The sequence below is a fragment of the Frankia sp. CcWB3 genome, assembly GCF_977927595.1.
This window is the reverse complement of sequence record NZ_CDWRCK010000010.1, coordinates 4,945-19,068: the sequence shown is the minus strand read 5'-3', so window position 1 is coordinate 19,068 and position 14,124 is coordinate 4,945. Positions and strand designations below refer to the sequence as shown.

At 70.7% G+C, this 14,124-nt stretch carries 16 protein-coding genes; 13 read left to right on the top strand and 3 right to left on the bottom strand.

Annotated features, from left to right (window positions below; genetic code table 11):
* Positions 1–4: 4 nt before the first annotated feature.
* The 6 genes from ACY5KJ_RS01790 (at position 5) to ACY5KJ_RS01765 (ending at position 4,040) form a co-directional block, all read left to right on the top strand.
* A complete protein-coding gene (locus ACY5KJ_RS01790) occupies positions 5–787 on the top strand; it encodes a UbiX family flavin prenyltransferase (protein WP_462185632.1) in 783 nt (260 codons plus the stop codon).
* Positions 788–1,039: 252 nt separating this feature from the next.
* Positions 1,040–1,279, top strand: coding sequence for a hypothetical protein (locus ACY5KJ_RS01785; protein WP_462185633.1), 240 nt, complete (start codon positions 1,040–1,042; stop codon positions 1,277–1,279).
* Between the two features lie 102 nt (positions 1,280–1,381).
* Entirely contained in the window at positions 1,382–2,530 is a 1,149-nt protein-coding gene (mqnE, locus tag ACY5KJ_RS01780; protein WP_462185634.1) for an aminofutalosine synthase MqnE, read from the top strand.
* Positions 2,531–2,542: 12 nt separating this feature from the next.
* Positions 2,543–2,836: a hypothetical protein gene (locus ACY5KJ_RS01775; RefSeq protein ID WP_462185635.1), complete on the top strand. Its 294-nt coding sequence runs from the start codon at positions 2,543–2,545 to the stop codon at positions 2,834–2,836.
* Between the two features lie 80 nt (positions 2,837–2,916).
* Positions 2,917–3,168 carry a hypothetical protein gene (locus ACY5KJ_RS01770; protein ID WP_462185636.1) on the top strand — a complete coding sequence of 84 codons (252 nt, stop codon included), beginning with the start codon at positions 2,917–2,919 and terminating at the stop codon, positions 3,166–3,168.
* Positions 3,165–4,040: a menaquinone biosynthetic enzyme MqnA/MqnD family protein gene (locus tag ACY5KJ_RS01765; protein ID WP_462185637.1), complete on the top strand. Its 876-nt coding sequence runs from the start codon at positions 3,165–3,167 to the stop codon at positions 4,038–4,040. The genes ACY5KJ_RS01770 and ACY5KJ_RS01765 overlap by 4 nt, the downstream gene beginning before the upstream one ends.
* A 7-nt stretch (positions 4,041–4,047) precedes the next feature.
* On the opposite strand, the gene ACY5KJ_RS01760 is transcribed toward ACY5KJ_RS01765, so the two are convergent.
* A complete protein-coding gene (locus ACY5KJ_RS01760; protein ID WP_462185638.1) occupies positions 4,048–5,043 on the bottom strand; it encodes a helix-turn-helix domain-containing protein in 996 nt (331 codons plus the stop codon).
* Between the two features lie 521 nt (positions 5,044–5,564).
* On the opposite strand from ACY5KJ_RS01760, the gene ACY5KJ_RS01755 reads away from it, so the two are divergent.
* The 6 genes from ACY5KJ_RS01755 (at position 5,565) to cobA (ending at position 10,674) form a co-directional block, all read left to right on the top strand.
* Positions 5,565–6,104, top strand: coding sequence for a response regulator (locus ACY5KJ_RS01755; protein WP_462202618.1), 540 nt, complete (start codon positions 5,565–5,567; stop codon positions 6,102–6,104).
* 175 nt (positions 6,105–6,279) lie between these two features.
* Entirely contained in the window at positions 6,280–6,471 is a 192-nt protein-coding gene (locus tag ACY5KJ_RS01750) for a putative leader peptide (RefSeq protein ID WP_462202617.1), read from the top strand.
* Between the two features lie 60 nt (positions 6,472–6,531).
* Positions 6,532–8,241 carry a nitrite/sulfite reductase gene (locus ACY5KJ_RS01745; RefSeq protein WP_462185640.1) on the top strand — a complete coding sequence of 570 codons (1,710 nt, stop codon included), beginning with the start codon at positions 6,532–6,534 and terminating at the stop codon, positions 8,239–8,241.
* On the top strand, positions 8,234–8,440 hold the full coding sequence (locus tag ACY5KJ_RS01740) for a transposase (RefSeq protein WP_462185641.1): 207 nt from the start codon (positions 8,234–8,236) through the stop codon (positions 8,438–8,440). Before ACY5KJ_RS01745 ends, ACY5KJ_RS01740 begins: the two co-directional genes overlap by 8 nt.
* Positions 8,440–9,111, top strand: coding sequence for a phosphoadenylyl-sulfate reductase (locus ACY5KJ_RS01735; RefSeq protein ID WP_462202616.1), 672 nt, complete (start codon positions 8,440–8,442; stop codon positions 9,109–9,111). The genes ACY5KJ_RS01740 and ACY5KJ_RS01735 overlap by 1 nt, the downstream gene beginning before the upstream one ends.
* 60 nt (positions 9,112–9,171) lie before the next feature.
* Positions 9,172–10,674 carry a uroporphyrinogen-III C-methyltransferase gene (gene cobA, locus ACY5KJ_RS01730; RefSeq protein WP_462185643.1) on the top strand — a complete coding sequence of 501 codons (1,503 nt, stop codon included), beginning with the start codon at positions 9,172–9,174 and terminating at the stop codon, positions 10,672–10,674.
* Here cobA and ACY5KJ_RS01725 read toward each other — a convergent pair.
* Together ACY5KJ_RS01725 and ACY5KJ_RS01720 are read right to left on the bottom strand one after the other, a co-directional pair.
* A complete protein-coding gene (locus ACY5KJ_RS01725) occupies positions 10,640–11,113 on the bottom strand; it encodes a sirohydrochlorin chelatase (RefSeq protein ID WP_462202614.1) in 474 nt (157 codons plus the stop codon). The genes cobA and ACY5KJ_RS01725 overlap by 35 nt on opposite strands.
* An 87-nt stretch (positions 11,114–11,200) precedes the next feature.
* On the bottom strand, positions 11,201–12,166 hold the full coding sequence (locus ACY5KJ_RS01720) for an NAD(P)/FAD-dependent oxidoreductase (protein WP_462185735.1): 966 nt from the start codon (positions 12,164–12,166) through the stop codon (positions 11,201–11,203).
* A gap of 551 nt (positions 12,167–12,717) precedes the next feature.
* On the opposite strand from ACY5KJ_RS01720, the gene ACY5KJ_RS01715 reads away from it, so the two are divergent.
* Positions 12,718–14,124, top strand: a 1,407-nt coding sequence (locus tag ACY5KJ_RS01715; RefSeq protein ID WP_462202613.1) for a serine/threonine-protein kinase, incomplete at its 3' end; no start/stop codon positions are given.

The following is a 14,124-nucleotide window of genomic DNA, read 5'->3' as shown; positions in this document are numbered from 1 at the left end:
CGTCATGGCCGATGTTTTCAGTGCCCCCGAGGAGGAGGCCGGACCGCGCCTGCCGTGGGTGGTCGGGGTGAGCGGCGCCAGTGGAACCCCCTACGCGGCCGCGGTGCTGCGTGGCCTGCTGGCCGCCCGGCTGCCAGTCGATCTGGTGCTGTCCCGCGCGGCCCGCCTGACCCTGCTCGATGAGACGGGCATCGCCTGGCGTGACTCCGCCTGGGCGAAAGCCCTGGTCACGTGGTTGTCCATGCCCCTGGGCGGGGTGTCATCTCCAGCGGGTGTGTCGGCGCGGCGGGCCGATCGTGACGCGCTGGCCGATACGGTGTCCACCCTCGTCGAGGTACATGCCCCGGGTGATCTGGGGGCGCCGACGAGCAGCGGTTCGTACCCGACCCGCGGGATGGTCGTCGTCCCGGCGAGCACGGCCTGCCTAGCCGGCATCACCCTGGGATTGTCCAAGGATCTGTTGCAGCGGTCGGCGGATGTCACGCTCAAGGAAGGCCGCCGTCTGATCGTCGTCCCGCGGGAGATGCCCTACACCCGCGCGACGCTGCGCCACATGTTGGACCTGCACGACGCCGGGGCGGTGGTGGCCGCGGCGAGCCCGGGATTTTACGCGGGCGTACGGACGGCCGGCGATCTCGTCGACTTCGTGGCCGGGCGGGTGCTCGACGCCGCCGACGTGCCGCACACGCTCTTCCGGCGTTGGACCGGCGAGCTCGGCGGCGCCCGCTGTGACCTGCCGGGCCGCCGTGACCTGGCGGACGTCGAGGCGGCGCCACCGGCCGGGTGACGCCTGTTCCCCCTGGCGCAGGCCCCGCCCGGACAGGCACAGTTGTCGGGAACGGGCCCCGACCGGGGCCGCGGTGCCGGCGGGATGAGGACGATATGGCCACGGGTGGGCGCGGACCGGCGAGGAACCGGGGCCGCGGAACCGGCGGGGTGGACGGGGCCACGGCACGCAGACCCGCCTCGGCGGGGGGGCCGCGGCGCCTCGGCGCGGCCGGGTCGTCCCACTCGCGCCGAGCGGCCCGCGCCGCAGGACGTGAACCTGCGTGCGCAACTGCCGTACTTCCTGACCCGCGTCGCCGCCCTCGCCGTGATCACCGTAATCCTGGTGACCGTGGGGCTGAACCTGCTGATGGCGCTGCTCATTGGGTTCGCCGTCGCCGGACTGCTGACCTGGCCGCTCGGGCGGATGCAGCGCAGGGCCGCACAGCGGGCCGCTCAGCGCCCGGATGCCGGGAACACCGGGAACGGCGGGAACACCGGGAACGGCGGGTAGCCGCGAGTAATCCGGATGCCCCGCCGGATCGCGGGGCGGCTGTGACCGGGTAGCTGTGCTCGCCTCCGAGGACGCCGAGAGCTGCGGGCTAGGCTAGAAGGCATGGATGCTGGGCTCAAGCGGGAGATCGAGGCCAAGGTTTCCGTCGGCGAGAGGCTGAGCCGTGCCGACGGGGAGGCGCTGTACGCCAGCGACGACCTCGTCTGGTTGGGCGGTCTCGCCCACGAGGTTCGTACCAGAAAGAACGGCGACAAGACCTTTTTCAACGTCAACCGGCATCTGAACCTGACGAACGTCTGCTCGGCGTCCTGCGCGTACTGCTCGTTCCAGCGCAAGCCCGGTGAGTCCGATGCTTACACCATGCGCATCGAGGAAGCTGTCCGGCTGGCGAAGGAGATGGAGCCGGCCGGGATCACCGAGCTGCACATCGTCAACGGTCTGCATCCGACGCTGCCCTGGCGCTACTATCCGCGCTCGCTGCGGGAGCTAGGCAAGGCGCTGCCCGGCGTCGCGTTGAAGGCGTTCACCGCTACCGAGATCCACTGGTTCGAGAAGATCAGCGGCCTGTCCGCCGACGAGATTCTCGACGAGCTCATCGATGCGGGACTCGAGTCGCTCACCGGCGGCGGTGCGGAGATCTTCGACTGGGAGGTCCGCCAGAAGATCGTCGGTCACGAGACGCACTGGGAGGATTGGTCGCGCATCCACCGGCTCGCCCACGCCAAGGGCCTGCGCACCCCGTGCACGATGCTGTACGGGCACATTGAGGAGCCCCGGCACCGGGTGGACCACGTGCTGCGGCTGCGTGAGCTGCAGGATTCCACGGGCGGGTTCACGGTCTTCATCCCGCTGCGCTTCCAGCACGACGCCGCCGGTGACCCGCGCAACCGGTTGATGAACCAGCCGATGGCGACGGGGGTCGAGGCGTTGAAGACGTTCGCCGTTTCCCGGCTGCTGTTCGACAACGTGGATCACATCAAGTGCTTCTGGGTGATGCACGGCCTCACCACGGCGCAGCTCGCGTTGAACTTCGGCGCTGACGACCTCGACGGTTCCGTTGTCGAGTACAAGATCACGCACGATGCGGACCGGTTCGGGACGCCGCACACCATGACCCGCGAGGATCTGCTCGCAATCATCCGCGACGCCGGCTTCCGCCCGGTCGAGCGGGACACCCGCTACCGGGAGATCCGTGTCTACGACGGTCCCGACCCGGCTCGGCGTGACGTCCCGACCTCGATCGACGCCTGACCGGTGGACCGGATGGGCACCGGGGACGGGCCGGGGCCGGCCCGCGGATCCGAGGAGTCGCCGGCGCCCGGGAGTCCCGGGCCTGTCCGGCCCCCCGGAGCGCCCGGCATCGGATCGATCTTTGTGCTTGCCTTCCTGGTGATCCTGTTTCCGGGGGTGGCCGGGTACGTGGTGCTCGACTGGATCGGTCTGCCGATCGGCGCCGCCGGCCTGCTGGGTCTGTTCGTCGTCTTCCTGGGGCTGGGCTTCTTCCCGACCGTGCTGCGCCGGCTTGGCTGGGTGCCGACGAAGAGACGGAGGACGTGATGGTGCAACCGCGTAGGCGGCTGGTTCCGTGGCTACAGCGGCTTCCGTGGCCACAGCGGGTTTCGTGGCCACAGGGGGCGATGCCTGACTCGCCGACCGGATCGGGCCAGGCGGGCGAGCGCGGCCTGCTTGGCATCAACCTGCGGTACTTCGCGGTACGCGTGCTGCTCTTCGGAGCGGTGCTGGCCGTGGTCCTGCTGCTGGGGGTGAGCGGGCTGCTGGCCTTCGCCCTGGCCGTGGTGTTCAGCGGGCTGCTCAGCTATCCCCTGGCGTTGCGCCAGCGCCGCGTGGTCATCGAGGTCATGGAGGAGCGCCGGGGCGGACGGCGTTGACCGGAGCCGGAGCGGACAACGATGGCGATACCCAGGCCCGTCCCCGGGTGGGGCACATCCAGTTTCTGAACTGCCTGCCGCTGTACTGGGGACTGGTCCACTCCGGTGCTCTGCTCGACATCGAGCTGACGAAGGACACCCCGGACCGGCTGAACGACGCGCTGGTCGCCGGCGATCTCGATATCGGTCCGATCAGCCTGGTGGAGTACCTCCGGCATGCCGACGAGCTCGTCGTGCTGTCCGACCTCGCGGTCGGCTCCGACGGTCCGGTCCTGTCCGTCGTGCTGGGCACGGCGGCGCCGCTCATGGAGATCCGGACCGTCGCGCTCGGCTCGACGTCCAGGACCAGCGTGCTGCTCGCCCGGATGTTGCTGGAGGATCGCTACGGCCTGCGACCGGAGTATGTGACGATGCCGCCGGACCTGCCGTCGATGTTGCGGGAGGCGGATGCCGCAGTGATCATCGGTGATGCCGCGCTACGGGCGACTTACGATGCCGAGCGGGGCGGTCCGGACCATCCTCTCCGGCTCGTCGATCTCGGTGCCGCCTGGCGGGAGTGGACCGGCCTGCCCATGGTGTTCGCCGTGTGGGCCGCCCGACGGTCCTTCGCCGAACGCCGTCCCGGGGTGGTCAAGGAGGTGCACGGCGCGTTCCGCTCCGGACTCGACCTGGCGCTGCGTGATGTGGACGAGGTCGCGGCGCGGGCGGCCCGTTTTGAGGTGTTCGACCCGGGCACGCTGGCCCGGTATTTCACCACTCTCGACTTTCGGCTCGGTGCGCGCCAGCAGGCGGGGATTATCGCCTTCGCCGGGCGTGCCGCGCGGCGAGGTGATGTTCCGGCGCTGCGCGCACTGCGTTTCGCGGACGTCTGACCGCCGCTCAGACCGGTGGTCGGAACGCGTGAGAGATACTGGTCGGCGGAATCGGAACCGCTCGGCGCGTACTCGCCGTGGCGAAGCGCGCGATACGTCCCTTTACCAGCGCGACCAACCGGGGCGGGGTGGCTCGCCCGCCCGGCGCGATCAGCATCTCGTCGAGCGTCTCGCCACCGGCGTCATCCCCGCCGGCCAGAGCATACCTTGGATCGCTGGGTTCGCCTGGCGGCCCGGACCGTGGGTCCGGTGGCACGGGGGCCCCGAGGCCGTCGCCGGACGCGATGCCGGGTTCGGTGCCGGGTTCGTTGCCCTCGCAGGCCTGCCGGGCGGCCGCGTCGATGAGGCTGTCGACCGCGAGGGTCCAGGCCCGTAGTCCTTCGTGACCGGTCAGCTCGGTGAACACCGCCGCCTCGAGGCAGCAGGTGCTGGCTCCCGCGAGCTCGTCCACGTCCAACAGGGAGATGGCGAGCAGCCCGGCCAGGTGACCCGCGAGCATGAACAGCCGGAACTGCTGGTGCGGCAGCATGGGCGTGTGCAGCAGGTTGTCGACGACGTTCTGCTGCTCCAGCACCTGGGCGGTGACGTCCTGTGGATCGAGCCGGTCGGCCTTGGCGATCAGATCGGCCACCAACCGATCGAGGTAGTCCAGTTCGGTGTCCGACCGGCGGTGGTCGAGCAGATCCGAAACCCGGCGGCGGGACTCCCGCTCCGGATCGGGCTGGCGACGCAGGCGTTCTGCCCGGGCGGCGACGGCTGCCTCACGCAGGTCGATGAGGGCGTCCCCGGCCTCCAGCGCCGCGTCGACTGCGGCGATCACCGGTCGGGAGGGGATGCCTCGGCTGGGCTGTTCGAGCTGACCGATGTACTGGCGGCTGTAGCCGGTGCGTCGGGCGAGCTCCTCCCGAGAGAGGACACGTTCACAGCGCCGCCGTCGGACCTCAGCGGGTAGCAGGTCTTCGGCGGTCGCTGCATCGTGCCGGCCTCGGCTCCGTTGCCGCATCTGTGACGTCCTTCCGCGTGGCAAGGTCCCGCCTCCCGAGGAGGGAAGCTCAGCAGCCGTGTGCTGTCTCTGCTCGCCCGCCTGACGGTCGCCCGCCCGATGGCCAGTAGAGAGTCACCGATAGTGATCAGATTACTCCAGGCCGCACCCTAGTAAACTAGAGGTCAAAAGTCCCATACACATCCAGTTTCACTGATTACTCTCAGTTGTCAAACGGCAGGCGAAGTCGATCGGCATCGCGCTTCGTGGTCGGCCGATCGATCGCCGTGTGGAAGTCGCCCGTCATACCGCACCTCCGTCGAGACATTATGCCGACCTTCTTGGGTTATTGTTGGGAAACGCGAGTGTTGCCACGGAAGTGTTGGCGGAAAGCGGCGGAATCGCCGAGGGCTCGTCCGGACGGGCTATTCCCGCATGGTGTGCTATCGCGGCCGCGTCCAGGCTGCGGTGCTTCGCGACGGTCTGCGGGTATCGGCCTGATGGCCAACGTGGGTCATCCTCGGAAACCATCCTGAATGACGATGCGCGGGGTCGGGCAGGGCGCGTACAAAAGAATGGTGGATACCGGCCGTTCGGTGGATGCCGACACCGTCGGGCTCGTCGGGGAGAAGGCCGTCGGCCTGGTCGGCGGTTCCGCTGTGGGCCGTGGTTCCGCTCCGGCGGAGCAGGTGCCTCCGCCTGGTCCACGGCGCGTAGTCGTCGTCGACGACGCGGACGGGGTGCGCGACCTATTGTGCCTGTTGCTGGAGACCGAACCCGACTTCGTGATCGTCGGCGCCGCGTCCAACGGCGCGGAGGCGATCGACGAGGTCGTCCGCACCGAGCCGGACCTCGTGCTGCTCGACCTGGCCATGCCGGTCCTCGACGGCATCGCCGCCCTGCCGCGGATCCGGCGGGTCGTGCCGCGGGCCACGGTGGTGATCTTCACGGGATTCTCCGAGGATGCGTTGCTCGACCAGGTGCTGGAACTCGGCGCGGACGGCCTGCTGGAGAAGGGGCTGGCCACCGGTCCGCTGGTGGAGCAGCTCCGGCGGCTGTGCGCCGCCCACCGGACGATCTGAGCGATCTCGTGACCGGCGGGATTGTTCATTTTCTCCGCTGCCATGACGGCCATGGCGGACGGTCTCGGGGCTGGTCGTCCGGTTTGTTGCAGTTTGGAGCAGGGCGGCGGGTCGAAGTAGGCCGGACAGTGCCCCGACTTGCCCATCAGCCGTACTTCTGTGGAAACATGGGCTCGTGACTACGTGCGCCCTCGCTGGTGGGGTGCCGGTTGGGCAGGCGTCAGGCCTTCCGCTTGACGTCTCCCGTCGGCGCCGGGCTGCGTCGTCCCCCGCGGTGCCGTGCCTGGTGATTGAGCCGATGCTCGTCGCCCGTCTGCACGTCGACCTGCTGCGGGTCTCCAGCGCCGGCTGTCGCCGCTCCCGCTGACGTCTCCGTTCGTGGCGCCCGCTGCCGGCGCCGCGACTTCCTTGCGCACCGAGAGATCTCATGACTTCTCCTGCTCGTCCTGCCCGGTCCGCGCGCCCGTCCCGACCCAAGGGAACGGGCCAGTGGGCGTTGGGATATTCCGAGCCGCTCAACGCGAACGAGCGGATGAAGAAGGACCAAGGCGGCCTGGAGGTGCGGGACCGCATCCTCAACCTCTACCCGCGTACCGGTTTCGACGGGATCGATCCCCAGGACCTGCGGGGCCGGTTCCGGTGGTGGGGTCTGTACACCCAGCGCCGGCAGGGGATCAGCGGCGGGCGGACGGCGATCCTCGAACCCGAGGAACTGGACGACTCCTACTTCATGCAGCGCATCCGACTCGACGGCGGCCGGATGACTTCGGATCAGCTCCGGGTGATCGCCGACGTCTCCACCCGCTACGGCCGGGACGTCGCCGATGTCACCGACCGGCAGAACATCCAACTCCACTGGATCCGGATCGAGGATGTGCCGGCGATCTGGGCGGCACTGGAGAACGCCGGCATGACCACCGCCGAGGCCTGTGGCGACACCCCCCGGGTGATCCTCGGTTGCCCGCTCGCCGGGGTCGACGGTGACGAGATCATCGATGGGAGCGAGGCGATCGACGAGGTCGTCCGCCGGTTCATCGGCGACCCTACGCTGGCCAACCTGCCCCGTAAGTTCAAAAGCGCCATCTCCGGCTGCGCCGACCACTGCACGTTGCACGAGATCAACGACATCGCGTTCGTCGGGGTCATCCATCCGGAACTGGGAGCCGGCTATGATCTGTGGGTCGGTGGCGGTCTGTCGACGAACCCGCGGCTCGGCGTGCGGCTGGGCGCGTTCGTGCCGCCGGCGCGGGTTGCCGAGGTCTGGCACGGCGTCGTGTCGCTGTTCCGAGACTACGGTTACCGCCGGCTGCGCACCCGCGCCCGGTTGAAGTTCCTGGTCGCGGACATGGGCGCCGAATGGGTGCGCGCGACCCTGGAGAAGGAGTACCTGGCTTCGGCGCTGCCTGACGGCCCGGCGCCGGCCCCGCCGCGCAGCGAGGGGCGCGACCACATCGGGGTGCACCGCCAGCGCGACGGCCGCAACGCCGTGGGGTTCGCACCGCGGGCGGGTCGGCTCAGCGGGACCACGCTGACCGCGGTGGCGGACCTCGCCGATCGGTTCGGGCAGGGCCGCATCCGCGCCACGACGACGCAGAAGCTCGTCATCCTCGATGTCGCCGACGCGGGCGTCGACGCGCTGGAGGCCGAACTCGGTGCGCTCGACCTGGTGGTCCGCCCAAGCGTGTTCCGGCGCGGCACGATGGCCTGCACCGGTATCGAGTTCTGCAAGCTGGCGATCGTCGAGACCAAGGGCCGGGCCCGCGACCTCATCGACGAGCTCGAACGCCGGCTGCCCGACTTCGACGAGCCGATCGGGATCAACGTCAACGGCTGCCCCAACGCCTGCGCCCGCTTCCAGGTCGCAGACATCGGGCTCAAGGGTTCCCTGGTACCGGACGACGCCACCGGTGAGATGGTCGAGGGCTTCCAGGTCCACCTCGGCGGGCACCTGGGTACCAGGTCGCGGCTGGGCCGCAAGTCGCGTGGTCTGAAGGTGACCGCCGACGGCCTCGTCGACTACGTCGTCGCGGTGCTGGAGACCTACCGGGCGGGCCGGACCGCGGGGGAGAGCTTCGCGGACTGGGCGGAGCGGGCCGACGAGGCCCAGCTGACGGCGCTCGGTGCCGCTGATGGCTAGCGGTGAGCGGGTGGTGCCCTTCTACTGCCCGTACTGCGGCGAGGAGGACATCGTCCCGGACACGCCGCCGGAGGGCTCCGGCGCGGGACCTGGCCACGGGTACTGGGCGTGCCGATCCTGCCTGCGGGGCTTCCGGCTGAGTCTGACGGCCCTCGCGGCCGCCGGAGCCGGGTTGCGTGACGACGAGGAGACGAGCTGATGGATGCCGCGTTGCAGGCCCGGGCGCTGCGGGCCGGGGACGATCTCGAGGGTGCGCCGGCGGAGGAGATCCTGCGCTGGGCGGTCGAGGAATTCGGGACGAAGCTGGCGATCGCCGCCTCAATGGCTGAGACGATCCTCGTGGACATGCTCGTCCGGATCCGGTCCGACGTCCCCGTGGTTTTCATCGACACTGGTTATCACTTCCCCGAGACCGTCGGTACCCGGGACGCGGTGGCCGGAATCTACGACCTGCCGATCATCAGCGCCCGTCCGCAGCTCACCGTCGTCGGCCAGGACGCCGTCTACGGTCAGGACCTCTACCGGACCGACCCGGACCTGTGCTGCCGGATGCGCAAGGTCGTTCCGCTGGATCGGGCCCTGGCTCCCTACCGTGCCTGGGCCGCGGGGTCGCGGCGGGCGGAGTCGCCCAGCCGGGCGAAGCTCCGGGTCGTCGACTGGGACGCCAGACGGGGCAAGGTGAAGATCCACCCGCTCGCGGCCTGGACCGACGAGGACGTCGAACGCTACATGGCCGAGCACGGCGTCATCGTCAACCCGCTCCTCTCCGACGGTTACGACTCGGTTGGCTGCTGGCCGTGCACCCGGCGGGGCGCCGGCCGGGAGGGCCGGTGGGCCGATTCGATCAAGACGGAGTGTGGTATCCACTGACCTCCTCGGGCCTGCCGGCTGCCAGTGTTCGAAGGCAACCGAGCAGGTACGGTGCACGCCGTGACGGACGGGCGAAGTGTGGGTGAGGTCTGGCTGGTCGGCGCGGGCCCGGGCGATCCCGGTCTGCTCACCGTTCGCGGCCGTGAGGTGCTGGCGAACGCGGACGTCGTGGTCACCGACCGGCTCGCCGCGGCCGTCCTCCTCGGCGCCGCCCCGGCCGGCGCCGAGATCATCCACGTGGGCAAGAGCCCGACCGCGCCGTCGTGGACCCAGGAGGAGATCAACGCGGTCCTCGTCGACCGGGCGCGCGCCGGTGCGCGCGTCGTCCGCCTCAAGGGCGGCGATCCCTACCTGCTCGGGCGAGGCAGCGAGGAGGCGCAGGCCTGCGCCGTGGCGGGGGTCGCGTGCACCGTCGTGCCCGGCGTTACCTCGGCGCTGGCCGTACCCGCCTGTGCCGGCATCCCGGTCACTCATCGTGGTCTCGCGCAGGAGGTTGCCATCGTCTCGGGGCACCTGCCACCCGGCCATCCGGAGTCGACGGTGGACTGGGCCGGTCTCGCGGCCTCCCGGGCGACCATCGTTATCCTGATGGGGGTGGCGCGTCTCATGGACATCACCGACGCGCTGCTCACCGGCGGTCGCCCCGGGGCGACGCCGGTCGCGGTCATCGAGCGCGGGGCGACCCCGGCGCAGCGGGTCCTGCGGACCACCCTGGACGCGCTGGCGATCGACGCGATCGCGGCCGGTGTGCGGTCTCCCGCGGTGATCGTGGTCGGAGAGGTCGCGGCGCGCCGGGACGCGCCGGTCTCGGAGGCGGGGCCGCTCGCCGGGATCCGGGTACTCGTGGCTCGTACCCGGCCGCGGCCGGGTCTGCTGGCTCGCCGGCTGCGGCAGCTGGGCGCGGATGCGGTCGAGACCGTTGTCGCCCGGCCCGCGCCGGTCGAGGACGCCGGTGCCGTGCTGGTGGCGGCGTTGCCGGGAGCGGATGGTCTGCTGCTGGCCGATGCGGACGAGGTCGCCGCCGTGGTGGCCCTGCTGCGTCGAGCCGGCACCGACGTGCGGGCGTTGGCCGGCCTGACTCTCGTCGCGGCCCGCGGGGACGCCGCGGAATCGCTTGACGGGCTGGGCCTCGCCTCGGTGCCCGTCGCCGAGCTGTCCATGGATCCGTCGTCGACCGGTCTCGCCGGTCCGACCGGCTCGTCGTGGGTGCTGATCGTCGGCGCGGCGGACCCGCCGGACGGGGTGTGTTCCCTGCGCCGGGTGCCGCTGCTTACCGACGTGACCGCCGAGCCGGATCCCCGGATCGCCGAGGAGCTCCGGCACGGCGACTTCGACGTCGCGGCCTTCGCGTCGTCCACCGCCGCCCGCAGCACCGCCGAGATCTACGGACCTCTCCCGCCCGATCTGCTCATCGCGGCGATGGGTCGACGCAGCGCGCTGGCCTGTGCGGTGGCGGGCATGCGGGTGGACATCGTGCCCACCGAACCCGGGGTCCATCCGCTCGCGGCCGCCGTCGCGGACTTCGTCGTCACCAGCCGGTCCACCGGCTCGCCGGATGGTTGATCTTCGGAGCGGCGGCCTCGGCTTCGCGGACCAGGAGACGCAGGGTGTCGTCGAGCCGCGCGCGGACCGCGTCGACGACGCTCGCGTGCAGCCCGAGCGGCTCCGACAGCACCCATCGGGTCGTCGGGTGCCGGCACCGGGCGTCGTCGAGTGCCGCCGGGATGTCTCGGCGGGTGTGATTGCCGTCGAACAGGAAGAACGGGTAGACGATGATCTCGGTGCATCCCGCGTCGGCCAGCGTGGCGTACCCGGTGGCGATGTCGGGCCGGGCGATTTCGAGGAAGGCGGCTTCGGCCGCCCCCCACGTCCATGGCGCGGCGGCATGGCCGGGATCGACCACATGGCCGGGATCGACCAGGAGCCGGTGGGCGAGCTCCCGAACCGTCGCGTTCGCCTCATCCCGCCGGGATCCGTGACCGATCACCAGTAGACCGCGCATGTTCCCAGTGTGCGCCGCGGGTCCGTCGGCGCCCGGTCGGGCGCCGACGGACAACGGCCACGCCTGTCGGTCACGCCCGCCGGGCGCTCAGCCGCCGGTGCCGTCGTCGGAGCTGTGCCCCGGGAAGATCTTTGCCGACGGGTCCACCACCGGCGCCGCGTTGTTGACCGCCGTCGCGGCCTCCCCGAAACCCGTCGCGATCAGGCGGACCTTCCCTGGGTACTCAGTGATGTCGCCGGCCGCGAAGATCCGTTCGACTCCGGTCGCCATCGTCGGGTCGACGACGATGTGCCGCTTGTCAATGGTCAGATTCCAGCGGGTCAGCGGTCCGAGGTCGGCGGTGAATCCGAGCGCGGCGACGACCGCCTGCGCGGGTCGGACATGTCGGTCGCCGGTGCGGGTCTGCACCAGTTCGACCTTCTCGATCCACTCCTCACCGTGGACCGTGGCGACCTCGGTGAAGGTCAGGATCTCGACGGAGGACGCCTCGACCCGCTCGGCTGTGGACATATGCGCCCGGAACCGGTCCCGACGGTGCACGAGGGTGACCGAGCGGGCGATCGGCTCCAGGGACAGCGCCCAGTCGAAGGCGCTGTCCCCGCCGCCGACCACGATGACGTCCTGGCCGGTGTGGACGTCGAGCTTGGGCACGAAGTAGACTAGGCCGCGGCCCAGATGCCCGGTGCCGGTGGGCAGCGGGCGGGGGGTGAAGGTGCCGAGACCGCCGGTGATGACGACGACCTTGGCGCGTACCCGAAGACCCTGGCTGCTGGTCACCACCACGGCGCCCGGCTCGTGGGTCAGCTCGGCGGCCTGCTGGCCCAGCAGGTAGGTGGGGGAGAACTGGTTCGCCTGGATCAACAGGGCGTCGATCAGTTCACGGCCCCGGACGGCCGGCAGGCCCGCGATATCGTAGATCATCTTCTCCGGGTACATCGCGGTGACCTGACCGCCGGCCTCGGGCAACGAGTCCATGAGCGCGACTGACAGGCCGCGGAATCCGGCGTAGTAGGCGCCGTAGAGGCCGGCCGGCCCGGCGCCGACGATCAGCATGTCGACGTCGGTGTCGACCGGGGACGTCCCCGACCGCACGGCGCCGGTGACGCTCGCCCTGGCCGCGGGGTCGGTCTCCGTGACCGCGTTCGCGGGCTGGTGCGCATCGGCGGACTGCGTGACCACGGGTGACTCCCTAAGCTTGGCGGCCGACCGGCGCTGTCGGGGCAGCCGGTCGGTAGCAGCGGATGTTCCCTCCCTCATCCTGCCGGAGACACGCCGCACCCGCCTTCATCCGCGGAATGGTGAGTCGTCGACCACCTGTGGTTGTCGTCGACTACCTGCGGTCCCCTCGGATACGGCTGGCGGGAACGACCGGATCCGCCGCGTCGGCTGGCGGACAACGCTCGACATCGATTTACTCGCGAAGGTTAGCGTTAGCGTGACTTCCGCGCCGTTGCGGATGCCCGTAGGGACTGGGCGACGACGGACTGTGGCGTGATGATGGGTTCGTCTCCCTGCACGGGGAGACAATTGCGGCACCGGTGACGGCTCCCAGGCCGGAACGGTACCTGGGCCGCGGCCGGAGGTATAACACGGGCGGGAGAACAGTGACGGAACGATCGGCGCGTCGGGTTTCGCCTAGTGGCGGATATCCGGCCGAGGCGCCGCATCCCGATGATCCGACCACGATCGGTGTTTACCAGGTCGTCGGTCGGCTGGGCGCGGGTGGGATGGGAACGGTGTTCCTCGCCCAGGACGCAGCCGAGAAGTTCGTTGCGATCAAGGTGATCAGGTCGGACCTCGCCGCCGACCCGGAGTTCCGGGCACGTTTCCGGGACGAGGTGGCGGCCGCTCGGCGGGTCGCGCCCTTCTGCACCGCCCAGGTCCTCGATGCCGATCCCGACGCGCGTCGTCCTTATCTGGTCACGGAGTACATCGACGGCGTCCGGCTTGATCAGGCCGTCACCGAGTCCGGTCCGCTGCCGCTGTCGACACTGCAGGGCGTGGCGGTCGGCGTGGCGTCCGCGCTCACCGCCATCCACCGGGCCGGCATCGTCCACCGGGATCTCAAACCGAGCAACGTCATGCTGTCGTACTCCGGCCCCCGGGTCATCGATTTCGGGATCGCCCGCGCGCTCGACATGACAAAGGGCCGCACCCAGACGGGTCTGGTCCTCGGCTCGGTCGGCTGGATGGCGCCCGAGCAGATGGAGGGCGCCGCGCTCGGCCCGGCGGTCGACGTCTTCGCCTGGGGACTGCTGATCGGTTACGCGGCCACCGGCGGTCACCCCTACGGCCACGGCACCTACCTGGAGATGTCGGAGAAGATCCTGACGGGTCAGCCGGACCTGCGGGCCATGCCGCCTGATCTCACGCCGATCGTCCGGTCCGCGCTCGCCCGCGACCCCCGGGACCGGCCCTCCACCGAGAACCTGCTGCTCACCCTGCTCGGCGAGCGCGGCCGGGCCGGTGACGCGCGAGACGCCGCGACCGCCCTGCTCGACGGGACCTGGCCACGGGGACGCAGTGCCGCCGCGGCTGGGGCGGTTGCGGCCGACGGGGCCGACGGGGCCGGTCGACCGGATCCGACCCACGTTGCGACCCCGTATGAACAGCGGCGCTGGTGGGAGAATGAGTCCCGGCCCCTCGGCGGCGATCGTTGGTGGAACGACTCAGCCCGCGACATGCCCCCGCCGGCCGGTCCGCCCATGCCGCCACCCGCGCTGGCACCGCCACCGGCCGCCGACCGCGCCGCGGCGGATTCGTCCAGTACGACGATGAGGCCGACGGGAACGGCCACCGATCGGGTTTCGACGATTCCGGCGAGAGGGGCCATCCGCCGCCGGCACCGGACGCCCGCCCGATGCACGGCGGCCAGCCCCGGGCGGATTCTCCGCCGGCCGGTCAGTCCTACCCGGACCAGTCCTACCCGGACCAGTCCTACCCGGGTCGGCCCTACGCCGGCCGTGCCGCGGAGGCGGCACCGTCCCCCAGGCGCCGGCACGGCCCCGCCC

Excerpts from the sequence above, each read along its gene's own strand:
- ACY5KJ_RS01770 (WP_462185636.1), top strand. The coding sequence starts at position 2,917 with ATGCCTGACTCGCCGACCGGATCGGGCCAGGCGGGCGAGCGCGGCCTG.
- ACY5KJ_RS01745 (WP_462185640.1), top strand. The coding sequence starts at position 6,532 with ATGACTTCTCCTGCTCGTCCTGCCCGGTCCGCGCGCCCGTCCCGACCC.
- ACY5KJ_RS01720 (WP_462185735.1), bottom strand. The coding sequence starts at position 12,166 with ATGCTGATCGTCGGCGCCGGGCCGGCCGGCCTCTACGGCGCCTACTAC.
- ACY5KJ_RS01755 (WP_462202618.1), top strand. The coding sequence starts at position 5,565 with ATGCGCGGGGTCGGGCAGGGCGCGTACAAAAGAATGGTGGATACCGGC.
- ACY5KJ_RS01790 (WP_462185632.1), top strand. The coding sequence starts at position 5 with ATGGCCGATGTTTTCAGTGCCCCCGAGGAGGAGGCCGGACCGCGCCTG.
- ACY5KJ_RS01760 (WP_462185638.1), bottom strand. The coding sequence starts at position 5,043 with ATGCGGCAACGGAGCCGAGGCCGGCACGATGCAGCGACCGCCGAAGAC.
- ACY5KJ_RS01725 (WP_462202614.1), bottom strand. The coding sequence starts at position 11,113 with ATGCGCGGTCTACTGGTGATCGGTCACGGATCCCGGCGGGATGAGGCG.
- ACY5KJ_RS01735 (WP_462202616.1), top strand. The coding sequence starts at position 8,440 with ATGGATGCCGCGTTGCAGGCCCGGGCGCTGCGGGCCGGGGACGATCTC.
- ACY5KJ_RS01775 (WP_462185635.1), top strand. The coding sequence starts at position 2,543 with ATGGGCACCGGGGACGGGCCGGGGCCGGCCCGCGGATCCGAGGAGTCG.
- ACY5KJ_RS01740 (WP_462185641.1), top strand. The coding sequence starts at position 8,234 with ATGGCTAGCGGTGAGCGGGTGGTGCCCTTCTACTGCCCGTACTGCGGC.
- mqnE (WP_462185634.1), top strand. The coding sequence starts at position 1,382 with ATGGATGCTGGGCTCAAGCGGGAGATCGAGGCCAAGGTTTCCGTCGGC.